General features: G+C 57.5%; 15 protein-coding genes. 9 read left to right on the top strand and 6 right to left on the bottom strand.

What is annotated here, in order from left to right; all coding sequences use genetic code 11:
• Nucleotide 1: 1 nt before the first annotated feature.
• The gene (locus R0J87_RS10680) at nucleotides 2-865 is read right to left on the bottom strand and encodes a LysR substrate-binding domain-containing protein (RefSeq protein ID WP_498886068.1); all 864 of its coding nucleotides are present in this window, start codon (nucleotides 863-865) and stop codon (nucleotides 2-4) included.
• 107 nt (nucleotides 866-972) lie between these two features.
• Between R0J87_RS10680 and R0J87_RS10675 the strand changes: the two genes are divergently transcribed.
• From R0J87_RS10675 to R0J87_RS10665, 3 genes are all read left to right on the top strand, one after another.
• Nucleotides 973-2,148, top strand: coding sequence for a TauD/TfdA family dioxygenase (locus R0J87_RS10675; RefSeq protein ID WP_498886066.1), 1,176 nt, complete (start codon nucleotides 973-975; stop codon nucleotides 2,146-2,148).
• 32 nt (nucleotides 2,149-2,180) lie between these two features.
• A complete protein-coding gene (locus R0J87_RS10670) occupies nucleotides 2,181-3,119 on the top strand; it encodes an ABC transporter substrate-binding protein (RefSeq protein ID WP_498886064.1) in 939 nt (312 codons plus the stop codon).
• Nucleotides 3,120-3,190: 71 nt separating this feature from the next.
• Nucleotides 3,191-3,883 carry a TVP38/TMEM64 family protein gene (locus tag R0J87_RS10665; protein WP_498886062.1) on the top strand — a complete coding sequence of 231 codons (693 nt, stop codon included), beginning with the start codon at nucleotides 3,191-3,193 and terminating at the stop codon, nucleotides 3,881-3,883.
• A gap of 8 nt (nucleotides 3,884-3,891) precedes the next feature.
• Here R0J87_RS10665 and R0J87_RS10660 read toward each other — a convergent pair whose 3' ends face one another.
• Together R0J87_RS10660 and R0J87_RS10655 are read right to left on the bottom strand one after the other, a co-directional pair.
• Entirely contained in the window at nucleotides 3,892-6,168 is a 2,277-nt protein-coding gene (locus R0J87_RS10660) for a glycosyltransferase (RefSeq protein WP_498886061.1), read from the bottom strand.
• Nucleotides 6,169-6,211: 43 nt separating this feature from the next.
• A complete protein-coding gene (locus R0J87_RS10655) occupies nucleotides 6,212-6,640 on the bottom strand; it encodes a secondary thiamine-phosphate synthase enzyme YjbQ (RefSeq protein WP_404342719.1) in 429 nt (142 codons plus the stop codon).
• Between the two features lie 166 nt (nucleotides 6,641-6,806).
• Between R0J87_RS10655 and R0J87_RS10650 the strand changes: the two genes are divergently transcribed.
• Nucleotides 6,807-7,361 (top strand): lipocalin family protein, encoded by a 555-nt coding sequence (locus tag R0J87_RS10650; protein ID WP_498886153.1) that lies wholly within the window; start codon nucleotides 6,807-6,809, stop codon nucleotides 7,359-7,361.
• A 13-nt stretch (nucleotides 7,362-7,374) separates the two neighbouring features.
• On the opposite strand, the gene R0J87_RS10645 is transcribed toward R0J87_RS10650, so the two are convergent.
• Nucleotides 7,375-8,292 (bottom strand): LysR family transcriptional regulator, encoded by a 918-nt coding sequence (locus R0J87_RS10645; RefSeq protein WP_498886058.1) that lies wholly within the window; start codon nucleotides 8,290-8,292, stop codon nucleotides 7,375-7,377.
• A gap of 131 nt (nucleotides 8,293-8,423) precedes the next feature.
• Between R0J87_RS10645 and R0J87_RS10640 the strand changes: the two genes are divergently transcribed.
• Nucleotides 8,424-9,497 carry a tartrate dehydrogenase gene (locus tag R0J87_RS10640; RefSeq protein ID WP_498886057.1) on the top strand — a complete coding sequence of 358 codons (1,074 nt, stop codon included), beginning with the start codon at nucleotides 8,424-8,426 and terminating at the stop codon, nucleotides 9,495-9,497.
• Between the two features lie 93 nt (nucleotides 9,498-9,590).
• Here the strand turns inward: R0J87_RS10640 and wrbA are convergent, their stop codons facing one another.
• Together wrbA and R0J87_RS10630 are read right to left on the bottom strand one after the other, a co-directional pair.
• Nucleotides 9,591-10,190, bottom strand: a complete 600-nt coding sequence (gene wrbA / locus R0J87_RS10635) for an NAD(P)H:quinone oxidoreductase (protein ID WP_188639346.1) — start codon at nucleotides 10,188-10,190, stop codon at nucleotides 9,591-9,593.
• A 30-nt stretch (nucleotides 10,191-10,220) separates the two neighbouring features.
• Nucleotides 10,221-10,397, bottom strand: a complete 177-nt coding sequence (locus R0J87_RS10630) for a hypothetical protein (RefSeq protein ID WP_498886055.1) — start codon at nucleotides 10,395-10,397, stop codon at nucleotides 10,221-10,223.
• A gap of 22 nt (nucleotides 10,398-10,419) precedes the next feature.
• Here R0J87_RS10630 and R0J87_RS10625 point away from each other — a divergent pair, with 22 nt between their 5' ends.
• The 4 genes from R0J87_RS10625 (at nucleotide 10,420) to R0J87_RS10610 (ending at nucleotide 13,817) form a co-directional block, all read left to right on the top strand.
• On the top strand, nucleotides 10,420-10,860 hold the full coding sequence (locus R0J87_RS10625) for a hemerythrin domain-containing protein (RefSeq protein WP_404342727.1): 441 nt from the start codon (nucleotides 10,420-10,422) through the stop codon (nucleotides 10,858-10,860).
• Between the two features lie 248 nt (nucleotides 10,861-11,108).
• A complete protein-coding gene (locus R0J87_RS10620; protein WP_404342729.1) occupies nucleotides 11,109-12,095 on the top strand; it encodes a succinylglutamate desuccinylase in 987 nt (328 codons plus the stop codon).
• A gap of 230 nt (nucleotides 12,096-12,325) precedes the next feature.
• Complete coding sequence (locus tag R0J87_RS10615; RefSeq protein WP_044628468.1) at nucleotides 12,326-13,096, top strand: ABC transporter ATP-binding protein; 771 nt, start codon at nucleotides 12,326-12,328, stop codon at nucleotides 13,094-13,096.
• 19 nt (nucleotides 13,097-13,115) lie between these two features.
• Complete coding sequence (locus tag R0J87_RS10610; RefSeq protein ID WP_404342731.1) at nucleotides 13,116-13,817, top strand: ABC transporter permease; 702 nt, start codon at nucleotides 13,116-13,118, stop codon at nucleotides 13,815-13,817.

Here is a 13,817-nt window from a genome sequence, read left to right as displayed (position 1 = left end):
CTTAGCGTGCTCCCGCCAGCCATTCCCATACGTCTGCGGCCTCATCGCTAACTTGGCGCTTGCTGGGCCGCACCAGCCAAAAGCGCTCGTCGCTGGGTACACCAATATCGAAGGGGGCCACCAAATCCTCACGCTGCTCCAACAGTCGACGGTGCGTGAGCGCCACCCCACCGCCCTGGCTGGCTAAGGCCAACGTCATTACCTGATTATCGCAGGTCAGTGACAGGCACTCTGCCTCCAAATGGGCAATCCCTGCCGCCTGCAGCCAGCCGGGCCAGCCGACGCCAAAGCCCACCGCGTGCAGCAGCGTATGCCCTGTCAGATCTTCAGGTGTGGTTAAGGTACGGGCCAAAGCCGGGGAGCATACCGGCAGCAGCTGCTCATCGCCCAGCGGCAGCATCTCAAGGCCGCTCCACTCGCCTCGGCCATAGCGAATTTCAATATCGGCCCCTTCCGGGCCGAAATCGTCGGGCCAAATAGCGCTCACCATACGCAGCAGGATATGCGGCTTTTGCCGATGCAGCGCCACCAGCCGTGGTGCTAGCCAGGATTGCTGAATCACCGGCGTTGCCCGCAGCGTCACCGGCTGTTCGCTGGTCACACCAAACACCTCGGAAGTGCCTTCACTAATCCGGGAAAACGCATCGTGAATGCTGGGCAACCACGCCTGCCCGGCAGGCGTCAGGGTCAGGCTCCGCGCGTGGCGAACGAACAGCTTTTGGCCCAAGCGGTCCTCTAGCAGCCGAATACGCTGGCTGATGGCGGCTTGGGTCACACCTAACTCGTGCCCCGCCGCGGTAAAGCTCAACGTTCGGGCGGCCGACTCAAAGGCTTGTAGCCATAACAGTGGGGGTAATTGGCTCATGAAAAAGCTACCTATAAATTAAACAGGGTCTTTGGGGCCAGATTAATCGTTTGTCACTACAAAGAGGACTCCTCATCCTAATGTCATCAACCCACAGCGAGGCCCTTATGACCAGCGCACTAGCAGCCACGGAAAAGCGTTCAGCCCCTCAAATGAGTGAACTCACGCCTTATGAACACGGCCCGGCACTCAGCGATGCCACGCTCACCGACAGCAGCCTTGCGCTGACCTGGGAAGACGGTACGCGAACAACGCTGCCACAGCTATGGCTGCGCGACCACTGCGCCTGCGCCGAGTGTCGCCATCCGCAAACCCGCGAGCGCCTCTACCTACCGCTAGACGATATCGAACAGGCACCCAGCGTTACCCTGGCAGATGGCCACCTCTATTTACAGTGGCAGGATGGTCATGTGAGCGCCTTTCATAGCGGCTGGCTTTACCAGCGCCGCCCTGAGGCGACGCGCTTTTCTGCACTGCCCGACCCGCAGCCGTGGCGCGACGACTTCTTCCCCGAAGGCGTTCGCCACGCCGACTTTTTGACCCCAGAAGGCGAGAAAACCTGGCTGACCGCCCTGCTACGAGACGGCTTAGCGCTGATCACCGACGCACCGCTGGTGGAAGAGGAAGTCAGCCGCCTTGCCGAGCGGATTGGCCCACAGCGCGCCACCAACTTCGGCGGGCGCTTTAATGTTCGCTCCAAGCCCAACCCCAACAACGCGGCCTATACCGCTGTCGGGCTACCGCTGCATATCGACTTGCCCAACTGGCAGCAGCCGCCGGATATTCAACTGCTCTACTGCCTGCAAAACGACGCCAGCGGTGGCGAGTCGCTGTTTGCTGACGGTGCCCGGGTGATCAATGCCCTGCGCGAACAGGACCCGGAAGCGCTCGTTATTCTTAGTGAGACACCCATCGATTTTCGCTTTCAGGACGACACCCACGATATCGCCATCAAAGCCCCAGTGATCACCCTAGATAGCCAAGGCGAGCTGGTGGAGATACGCCTCAATAACTGGATTCGCGACACCCTTCATCTACCCGCCGAAAAAATGGCGGCCTGGTACCGCGCTTATAAAGTGCTGTGGCAGCTCTTCCACAGCGACGCCCACCAGCTGGAGTTCACCTTAAAACCGGGCCAGATGGTGGCGTTCGATAACCGTCGCGTGCTTCACGGCCGCCGGGAGTTCGATCCCAATAGCGGTGCTCGCCACCTTCAGGGCACCTATCTAGACCGCGATATGCTGGCTTCGCGCCTGCGTGTTCTCGCCCGTACCACCGCGTAATCACAATAACCTAAGCAAGGAGGTCCCCTTATATGACGCGTTTAACCCATCCACTCGTTTCTACGATTGCCCTAAGTTTGGCAGGCGTTACCACCCAAGCCGCCATTGCCGATGACACCACGCTCGATTTCGGCGTCCCGGCCTGGCCCGGTATTACGGTAAAAACCGAAATTGCCGAGCAGCTCCTTAACCCGTTGGGCTACGAGACTCAAACCCACGAAATCGGCCTGCAGGTGATCTACCAAGGCTTGGAGAGTGGCGACGTCGACGCCTTTTTAGGCGCTTGGCTACCCGCGCAAAAAGAGATGTTCGAACCGCGCAAAGCCTCTGGCGTGCTCACCGATGTCGCCAACAACGTCGATGGCGCTCAGATGACTCTGGCCGTACCGGCGTACCTGCATGAGCGCGGCATTCAAAGCTTCGCAGATTTAGATGAACACCGTGATGAGTTCAACGGCCAAATTCATGGCTTTGGCGCAGGCTCAGCGGCGAGTGAGATTCTCCATAACGCGATGGATAACGACACCTGGGGCCTGGGCGACTGGAGCTTGGTGGATACCAGCGAAGTGGGCATGCTCTCCGCCGCTCAAGACGCGATTTCCAGAGAAGAGGCCATTGTCTGGGTCGGTTGGACGCCCCACTGGATGAACCTTGAGCTGCCCATGCGCTACCTGGAAGACCCGGAAAATCTGTTTGGTGAGAACAACGGCGAAAGCGACGTGCGCACCCTGCTGCGCAGCGACTACGCCGACGCCCACCCGGCGCTGGTCACTTTCTTTGAGCAGTTTAGCTTTACCGCCGACGAGCAGAGCTGGATGATCCAAGCCTTTGGCCAAGAGGAGCGTGACCTTTCTGAGGTGGCCCAGCAGTGGATCAACGACCACCCCGAGCGCGTGGAAGCCATGCTGGCCGGTATGACGACCACCGATGGCGACGCTGCCTGGCCTGTCATTGAAGCGCGCCTACAGTAACGCGTTCGTTCACCCCACCGCCGCAGTGGCGTATGCTGTTGCTCTTTTGCAAGGTAGGCGGTGGGAGTGGGATGTCACGGACGTTACTAAAAGGCCTTGGCCTATTCATTGCGCTAGTGGTGCTAGGGGTAATGTGGCGCTACCTGCAACAGCAGGGGCTACTTACCCAAGCGCACCTCGAAGAACTCACTACCACCATTAGCCAGTGGCAGCGAGCCCCTTGGATGTTTGCCGCCGTCATGGCCGTGTACACCTGCTCGCTGTTAGTGATGTTCCCGCTTAGCCTGCTAGTGGTGCTAACTGGCCTGCTATTTGGGCCGGTGTGGGGGTTGGCCTACGCCACCTTGGGCACATTGAGCTCTTCGGTGGTCTCTTACTGGGTGGGCCATTGGCTGGGGCGGGATGCCCTAATGCGCTACGGCGGCCGCCATTTGCGCGGTCTTTCCGGCTACCTTTCCAAGCGCGGCATCCGCACCATGACGGTGATCAACCTGCTGCCCCTTGCTCCTTTCACGCTCACCAATATGCTCGCCGGAGCGTTTCACCTTAATTTCCGCGACTACATGATTGGATCGACCCTGGGCATCGTGCCGGGGCTGGCAGCGGTGATCCTACTCGGCAGCCAGCTCGGCGCGCTATTCACTGCCGCCTCCAAGCAGGAGTTGGCACTGGCAGTGGCCGGTTTGGTGGCGGGCATTGGCTTGCTTTGGCTACTCAAGCGCGTGGCGACTGCCCGCACGGCCAAAAAACGACACGACGCCTAACGTCTCAGTTAGCCACGCTGCTTGGCCTCGCTCTCTTGTGAAGGATGCTCTGAAGAGTCGTGCTTCGCTAGCACCTCGGCATAAAAATGCGCGACGGCGCCGGCAAACTTGGCAATATCGTAGTCAGCGGAGAAGGTTTTTGCTTGGCTGCCTAGGGTATCGCGTAGTGCCTCATCCTCGGCCAGCTCCACCACACGCTGCCCCCACTTCTGGCGATTTTGTGGCGTTTTAAAACCGTTGTAGCCATCGCGCACCACGTCATCAATACCGCTTGAGCGTACGGCGACCACCGGAAGCCCGGCTGCCATGGCCTCTAAAATCACCATGCCTTGGGTTTCCGAGGTTGAGGCAAATACAAACACATCCCCCACGTGATAGTAGAGCGCCATCTCTTCCGGTGGCACGGCACCGACCAAGGTCACCTGCGCGTCTAAACCCAGCGTTTCGATCTGTGTTTGAATCGCCTGCCGATCCGGACCGTCGCCTACCAGCAGCAGGCGCAGCGCTGTCTTACCCTGGCGTTTTAGCTCCGCCAGCGCTTCCAGCATAAAGCCAATGTTCTTCTCTTTGCTGATGCGGGATACGCTCACCAGCACCGTGTCTTTAGCATCAATGTTCAATTGCTGGCGAATCGACGCCACCGCCTCTTCATCGGCGTTCGCAAAACGCGCGGCATCAATCCCGGTGGGCTGCACCAGCGTCGGCGTTTTCACGCCGATCATGCGCAGATACTCCTCTGCCGAATAGGTCGGCACAATCACACCTTGGCAGCGATTAGAAAAGTGTTTGATCAGATAGTGAGAAATCAGGTTGCGGAACAGCGCCCCCGGCAGCGGCACAAAATGCGCATAGTGCTCCAAGCGCGTGTGGTAGGTGTAGATGACCGGCACTTTCAGCCTGCGCCCCATCCATAGCCCCATCGACCCCAGCCAGAACGGATGATGCACGTGAATCACATCAGGCTTGAACTCACGCAGGCAGCGGCGAAAACGGGCGCTAAACGGATTCGTTAAGCGAAACTCACGCTTCTCTCCAAATGCCATTAGCGTAGGAACGCGCACAATGGTGTCATCATCCTGCCACGGCTCTCGGTAGCGCGGCACCAGCAGCTGAACACGGTGGTTAAGGTCGCCCAGCCCCTGGCGCAGCCGCTCAACAGAAACCGACACCCCAGAGACAAACGGGAAGTAGTTGTTCGAGACCATCGCCACCCGCAGGCTTTTTTCCAGGTAGGGCGTGGGGTCGATGTCGAAATCGGGGTAGTAGTCGCGCTCTTCAAAAATCAGCCGGTATAAGCGCAAGGCCAGCAGTGTGAGCAACCCGACAATTAGCAAAAACCGCGGATAGCTGACGTAAAAGAAAGCATAAATTGTCGATCCCACGCTGCTCAGCATGCGCCACCAGCCGGGACGGTCGACGTTTAGCCGTACAGGCGAAATGCCCACGCTGCCGCCCGCGACTTCCACCACCACATAGTGATGGAAGCTCTCATCAGCATCCAGCAGCAGGCCACCTGCGCCCCCCGTGGTGACATAGTTCACACCGTTAACGGTTTGCTGGGCGTACAAAGAGAGGTTGGCGGAGAACACCGTATCGACCCGGTACCGCTCGGCCAAGCGCATAATGCCATCGCCAAGGCGTGGGTCGTTAAGGTAGTTATCTTCTTCAAACAGCGGGGCATCCTGAATCACGTTGTGCAGCGGCAAGCCCACAAACACAAAGCGGTGGGCGGCTTCAGAGGCGGCCAGCTCGCGCTCCAGCCAATCCAACTGCCAAGAGGTAGAAGATTTACCGGTGCCATCCAGAAAAATAAAGTGACTGTTGCCCGCCACAAACGAGTAAAAGTGCGGGCCGAAGTAGTCGTAAAACAGATAGCTGCCGAAATCGCTGTCTTCATTATCGCCGTAGGTCAGTAGGTAAGGCATGTTGAGCAGCTCCAGGCTGTGGTAGATCGCCTGGTAGCTCTCCTGCTGACCGCCGCTCACGGCATTGCCCGCCGATACCATGAAGTCGATATTGCCTTGGTTCAGCAGCGGAATGATCTCGTCTTGAAAGACGTTTACCGAGTTATTGATATTGCCCACTACCGCAAAACGGTAGGCATCGCGCCCCGCTAGCCGCTCGCGTATATCGGCGACTTCACGGGTATGCAGCGACTCAAATTCGGGCTCAGCCACGTAGAGCCACACCTGATGAATAATTAAACCTGCAACCAGCGCAAGATTCAGTACGAAAAATAGCCTCAACCAGCGCTGGCGGGAGAGGCGAAAAAGACGTCGAGGCATGTCGGTGCGCTTATCTCAAAAAATCATCCAGTGGGCGCAGCCGCTAAGGCGCGGCGCAGCCGTTCAATGTGGCCAGTAACCGGCGCGAACCGCCCTGCTCACGGTGCTCACCTAACCATACCCCTTGCCAGGTGCCAAGGGCTAAGCGGCCATCGCGTACCGCAAGGCTAAGCTGAGTGCCTAGCAGGCTAGAGGCCACATGGGCAGGCATGTCGTCGGGGCCTTCTAAGGTGTGCTGGAAGTAGCTCAGCCCTTCGGGCACTAAGCGGCGAATAAAGGCATCCAGATCATGGCGAACATCCGGGTCGGTATTTTCATTGAGCGTTAACGAGGCGGAGGTGTGCATCAGCTGCACGTGCAGCAGGCCCTGGTGGCACTCCGCCAAACAGGGCAGCGCCCTGGCAATCTCATCGGTAATCAGGTGAAAGCCCCGGGGCATTTCCGGCAAGTGAATCTCTTGTTGATGCCACATAATCACTCCTTTGTTATCAGCATTGTTAAGAGGATACGGTAACAGACATACCATAGCCTATTTCCTCTACTTGCCGTGTAGCACCCAACAGGGAACCATGGCACGCAGTGCCCCACACTGATAGATTTAACGTTTATTGTTCAAGTGTTCACCAAGGAGCGAGATGATGAAATCCGCATGGCGGCCAAGGAGCATGGCCACGCTGGCAGCGGTTGCCGGCACACTGCTGATCGGCTGCACAGGTATTCCCGATGGCACCGAACCTGTCACTGGTTTTGAGCTAGAGCGCTATTTGGGCGAGTGGTACGAAATTGCCCGCCTGGACCACTCCTTTGAAGAGGGGTTGGACTGCGTCACGGCTACCTACAGCCTGCGTGATGATGGCGGCGTTAAGGTAATCAACCGAGGCTACAACCTGGAAGAGCAAGCCTGGGATGAAGCCGAGGGGCGCGCCTACTTTATTGATGATGAGAGCGTTGGGCGGCTGAAGGTCAGCTTTTTTGGCCCGTTTTACGGCGGCTATAACGTGCTTGAGCTAGATGACGACTACCAGTGGGCGCTGGTGGCAGGCCCCAACCGCGACTACCTATGGATTCTAGCCCGCACGCCAACCCTTGAAGGCGACGTGGAGCAGCGCCTGCGCCAGCGCGCCGCCGAGCTGGACTTCCCCACCGATGAGCTGATTGATGTGGTGCAGGACCAAACCTGCCCAGGCCACTAGCGCATCCCGCACGTCAGCCATTGGGCAAGGCGGGCACCCTGCCCGCCATTTCCTGCTGTAAAAAATCAATGAAGGCGCTAATGCGCGTCGGTACATGGCGGCGGTGCTCAAACACCGCGTAAAAGTCAGCGCGCACGCCCTGCCAATCGGGCAGCAGCGTGTGCAGCGCGCCGCTAGCCAGATGCTCATTCACGTCCCACCAGGAACGCAGCATCACGCCGTGGCCATCCAGCGCTAAGCGAGTAATCACCTCGCCGTCGTTGCTGGCCAGTTGCCCGCTAACTTTCACCGCCTGGCGCCGCGGCGAGTGGCGATGCTCAAAGCGCCATAGTGGGAAGTCGCTATCGTTTTCACGAATTACCAGGCAGCTGTGTTGGGCAAGATCGCTCGGCACGTTCAGCGCGGGCATCTTCGCCATATAGCTTGGCGAGGCGCACAGCACTCGCCGGTTGGGCAGAATACGCTTGGCGACTAGGCGCGAATCCGGCGGCTCGCCAATGCGAATCCCCACGTCAAAACCGTGATCGCTTAAATTGAGCGGAAAGTTAGTCAACTCCAGCCAGCTCTCTATGGCCGGATGCTCTGCGCAAAAGCGTGAGAGCAGCGGCGCAATATGCCGCCGGCCAAAGCCAAAGGTCGCGTTGACCCGCAGCCGTCCGGTGAGCCCTTGGCTCGCGGTATCGCTGAGTGCGCTTTCCAGCGTTTGCAGCTCTTCTAAAATCAGCCCGCCCTGGGTGAGATAGCGCTCCCCTTCGGCGGTCAGCGTCAAGCGGCGTGTGGTACGTGCCGCCAGCGTCACGCCTAGCCGGGCTTCTAGCTGCTTTAAGCGCTTGCTGACGGCCGAGAGCGACAGCCCCAGTTCTCGGGCAGTAGCGGTTAGGCTCCCTGCCCGGGCAAGCTGCTGAAAAAAGGCGAGGTCATCCAGCATCATGGGATTCTTCACTTTAAGGCAACAATAGCTTGCATAGTAGCCTGATTATCGCGACGCCAACAGGCGCTACACTCATACCACGGAAACACGCCCTGCTACTTTTGTGACGTCTAACAAAACAAGGAGCCCCCATGGCCCATCGTATTGCAGTCATCGCTGGCGACGGTATCGGTACCGAAGTGATGCCCGAAGGTATTCGCGCACTAGAAGCCACTGCCAAGCGCTTCAATATCGACCTGAAATTCACCACGTTTGAGTTTGGTAGCTGCGACTACTATCTGGAACACGGCAAGATGCTGCCCGACGACTGGTTTGAGCAGCTCAAAGGCTTTGACGCGCTGTTCTATGGAGCGGTGGGCTGGCCAGAGAAAGTGCCGGACCATATTTCGCTATGGGGTTCGCTGCTGCAGTTCCGTCGCCAATTCGACCAGTACATCAACCTGCGCCCCTGCCGGCTAATGCCCGGCATTAAAAGCCCGCTGGCGGGGCGCAAGCCCGGCGATATCGACTTTTATGTGGTGCGTGAGAACACCGAGGGAGAGTACTCCAGCGTCGGTGGCAAGATGTATGAAGGCACCGAGCGTGAAATCGTCATTCAAGAAACGGTGATGAGCCGTATCGGCGTTGACCGCGTGCTGAAGTACGCCTTCGATTTAGCGCAAACCCGCCCGCGCAAAAAGCTCACCTCGGCCACTAAGTCCAACGGTATCTCCATCACCATGCCTTACTGGGACGAGCGCGTGGCCGAGATGGCCAAGCAGTACCCAGAGATCGCCGTGGATAAGTTCCACATCGATATTTTGACCGCCAACTTTGTGCTGCACCCGGACTGGTTTGATGTGGTGGTGGGCAGCAACCTGTTTGGCGATATTCTTTCCGACTTAGGCCCGGCCTGCACCGGCACCATCGGCATTGCGCCCTCCGCCAACATCAACCCGGAAGGCAAATTCCCCAGCCTGTTTGAGCCAGTACACGGCAGCGCGCCGGATATCGCCGGTAAAGGCATCGCCAATCCCATCGGCCAAATCTGGTCTGGGGCGATGATGCTGGAGCACCTGGGCTATAAAGAAGCGGGCGATGCGATGGTCGATGCCATTGAAGCGGTGCTGAGCGAAGGCGATAGCCAAGTGCTCACCCGCGATGTAGGTGGCAAAGGCACCACGGTCAGCTTGGGTAAAGCCATTGCCGAGCGGATTGGCGGCTAATCCCCTATAAAAACAACGCCCTAAAACAAGCAACGCCTCGCTGCATTAGCAGCGAGGCGTTGCTTGTTTTCAGCTAGCATTTTTAGCTAACGATTAACTCGCCAGCTTAGCGGCAATTTCAGCCACGTGTTTACCCTGGAAACGGGCAATCTTCAGCTCGCGGTCATCCGGCTGGCGGGAGCCATCACCACCTGCCAGCGTTGCAGCACCATAAGGCGTGCCGCCGCTTACTTTCGAAATATCAAACTGCTCTTCAATGCCGTAGCCAATCGGCACGATCACCATGCCGTGGTGGGCCAGCGTGGTCCAGGTGGAGGTAATGGTCATCTCATCGCCACCACCGGTACCGGTAGAGGTGAATACGCTCGCCACCTTGCCACGCAGCGCGCCGTTGGCCCACAAACCACCCGTTTGGTCGAGGAAGGTACGCATCTGGCCAGCCATATTGCCAAAGCGAGTCGGCGTGCCAAAGATGATGGCATCGTAATCGGCCAGCTCTTGGGGTGTAGCTTCCGGCGTGGTGAAATCCTGCTTGCCACCCGCGTTTTTGAACGCCTCGTCTGGCATAGTTTCGGGCACGCGTTTTACCGTGACCTCTACGCCATCAACACCTTTTGCCCCTTCAGCCACAGCGGCTGCTAAGGTATCGATATGTCCATACATGGAATAATAAAGTACTAGTACCTTCGTCATTACTCACTCCTTTGCACATGCATTCAAGCATCAGACAGGTTGCCCACGGCGGGCAGCAAAACTTCTATCAAACATAGCGTAGTTAAAGGTGGATAAAAGCGAATGTTTTCGACGCTGCGCTTCGATTTCATCGATGCGCCGACCTTGCGCTTTTGCCACTTCGGCACTAATTTTTCTTGTATCGTTTTTACGACATGTTTCATTCACGTATAACGCCATGGAGTCCGGCATGACGATTTTCGAAGCACTGCGCAAAGACCACGATATTCAGCGGGACCTGCTGGCACGCTTGGTAGAAACCCACGGCGATAGCGAAGAGCGCGACACCCTGTACCAACAGGTGCGAGCCGAACTGAAGTACCACGCCAACGCCGAAGAGCGCGCGCTGTATGTCCCCATGATGGATATCGACCTTACCCAAGAAAAAGCGCGCCACAGCGTGGCCGAGCACCACGAAATCGATGAGCTGATCGAATTGTTGGACGACACCGACTATAGCGCCAGCCACTGGCTCACCCATGCCAAACAGCTGCAGCATTTGGTGACTCACCACCTGGATGAAGAAGAGCAGGAGGTGTTTCAATTGGCAGGCCGTGGCCTTCAAGAGAATCAAAAATCATCGCTAGCCAAAGAGTACCAAGAAGAGATGCGCCGACAGCGATCAAGCTAGTCAAGACGGGCGCAGCGTGATGCCTAACAGCCCCGGCTTTGAAGACCCAGGTTTTAAAGACTCAAGCTGTAAAAACGCTGGGTATGAAAGCGCTTGTGGCAATTCGCCATAAGCGTTTTTTTATACCCATAACTTTCATCATCCCACCGACCATTTTCACGCGAACGACGCCACCTCTTGTGGTCAATGGCCAGCGTGGTAAAGGTAGGGCAACAAAAAAGCGAATGCCCATGCTTAAGGACACTTTCATGCTAGGCCAATGGCTCGACTGGACGCTTGACGGCGAACGCCCTTCCCCGCGCATCGGCTGCTTTCCCAGCGGCACTTACCACCTTCACGGGCCGGGTATTTTAGAACTGACGCCCAACATTCTGCGTCCTGGCGCGCAGGCATGTATTTTTTCTGCCGCCATCCACGGTAATGAAACAGCGCCTGTGGAGCTTGTTGGCGAATGGCTAAGCGCCCTCGAAGCAAGCACCGAACAGCTCGGCGCGCCGGTTCTGGTCATCTTGGGCAACATACCCGCGTTGAAAGCTCAGCAGCGCTTCATTACTACCAATTTAAATAGGCTGTTCAAACGCGGGCTGGACGAACAGGGCAGCGAACCGGACCGGGCGCGGGAATTGATGGAAGCGGTCGATGCGTTCTACGCCCGCCACCACGCGTTACCCAAACTACACTACGACCTGCACACCGCCATACGCGGAAGTTTGTACACGCGCTTTGTGGTAGAGCCCTATGCAGAAACGGCCACCAATGCGCAGCAGTGGGCATGGTTAGCGGCCGCCGATATGCAGGCGGTGCTGCATCAGCATCAACACAGCTGGACCTTCTCTCACTACAGCAAACACTACCACCACGCCCAGGCGTTTACGTTTGAGCTTGGTCGCGTTGCCCCGTTTGGCGAGAACGACATGGCCGCCCTGGCGCCAATGTTAACCCTGCTTAATAAGCTAGGCGCCGGCTACGAGCCGCCCCAACAGCCAGTCGAGTCGATGGTATTTTTCCGAGTGAAGCACGAGCTCATGCGCCAGGCAGAAAACTTTAGCCTCTGCTTTGCCGACGATGTGCCTAATTTCAGCCGCTTTGAACCCGGCACCTGCCTGGCTAAAGATGAGGTAGCAGGCGACTTCGTGGTGGAGGAGACGCCGCTGCACGTGGTATTTCCCAATGCCCAAGTCGAAATTGGGGCACGAGCAGCTCTGCTAGTGGTACCCAGTCACGCCATCGCGTGATCTGCCGCCCATGAGTGGCACCGACTAGCATCCGTAAAGACGCTTTTATAACAACAACGTAAAGGGGCCATCAGGACACACGGCAACGTACCAAGACCAATGTCGCCCTGATAAAGTACGCGCATTTGGCACAGTCCTGATAGAATCGCCCCTTTTTTCGCGCCAGCCGCACCTAAAGCACGATTATTCATCTGTTGTTGCTGCGGCAACCCTGTACTGGAGCCTAAGTTATGGCCGCTACGCCTACTCCCCTTGAAGTGCGCAATATTAAAAAGCGCTTTGGCGATACAGAAGTCCTCAAAGGCCTCTCTCTGGAAGCCCAAAAAGGTGACGTCATCACCCTCATTGGTGCCTCCGGGTCAGGTAAAAGCACGTTCTTGCGCTGCATGAACCTGCTGGAACAGCCCGACGATGGCGAGCTGTACGTTCACGGCGAGCAAATCCGTTTCAAAACCACCAAGCACGGCCGCGAACCCGCCGACTGGAAACAGGTGGTGCAAATGCGCGCCAAGCTCTCCATGGTATTCCAGAGCTTCAACCTATGGGCGCACATGACGCTGCTGGAAAACATCATCGAAGCGCCGATTCACGTACTCGGTAAGCCGAAAAAAGAGGCCATCGAGCACGCCCACGCACTGCTGGACCGCGTAGGGCTTAGCGCTCGCGCCAACGCCTACCCGGCGCAAATGTCCGGCGGCCAGCAGCAGCGCGGCGCTATTGCCCGAGCGCTGGCGATGAATCCTGAAGTAATGCTGTTTGACGAGCCGACCTCAGCGCTGGACCCGGAACTGGTGGGCGACGTGCTGAAAGTGATGCGCGATCTGGCCAATGAAGGGCGCACCATGGTCGTGGTCACCCACGAAATGAGCTTTGCCCGCGACGTTTCCAGCAAGGTGATCTACCTGCACCAGGGCTTGGTAGAGGAACAAGGGGCTCCCGACGATGTACTCGGTAACCCACAGTCACCGCGCCTGAAGCAGTTCCTGGCTCCTAAATACTGATCCGCGAGGCACCCACACCATGCTCGATTTGCAAGGTTACGGCCCCCGCCTGATCGAAGGGGCGGGCGTTACCATTCAACTGGCCGTTCTGTCGCTAATACTGGCGGTTATTCTTGGTCTACTCACCGCCAGCGCCAAGATGTCGCGTAACTGGTTTTTACGCCGCACTGCGACTGTTTACACCACGGTGATTCGTGGAGTGCCAGATTTAGTCCTGATGATGCTGCTGTTCTTTGGCGGCCAGATCGGCGTCAACGCCATCAGCGACATGCTGTATTACAACTATGAAATTGATATTTATATTAATTTCAACGCCTTTGCCGCCGGTGTACTCACCATTGGCTTTATCTTTGGTGCCTATATGGGCGAAACCTTCCGCGGCGCGTTTATGGCAGTGGACAACGGCCAGATTGAAGCCGGTAAAGCCTATGGTATGAGCGATGGCCTAGTGTTTCGACGTATCCGCTTTCCCCAGATGATGCGCCACGCGCTGCCTGGCCTCTCTAACAACTGGATGGTACTGCTCAAAACCACCGCGCTAGTGTCAGTAATTGGCTTGACCGATATGGTGCGAGTTGCCGCTGAAGCCTCCCGCGCTACCCATGAGCCTTTTGTGTTTTTAATCCCTGTGGCGGTGGCTTACCTTCTCATTGCCAGCGTCTCTGAGTGGATTTTTGCACGGCTACAAAAACGTTACGACACCGGCTTTGGGGGGCAGTGA

It is taken from the genome of Halomonas sp. SIMBA_159 (assembly GCF_046536035.1).
Taxonomy (GTDB): Bacteria; Pseudomonadota; Gammaproteobacteria; order Pseudomonadales; family Halomonadaceae; genus Vreelandella; species Vreelandella venusta_A.
The sequence above is the reverse complement of the archived record's forward strand: the minus strand, read 5'-3'. Positions and strand labels throughout refer to the sequence as shown.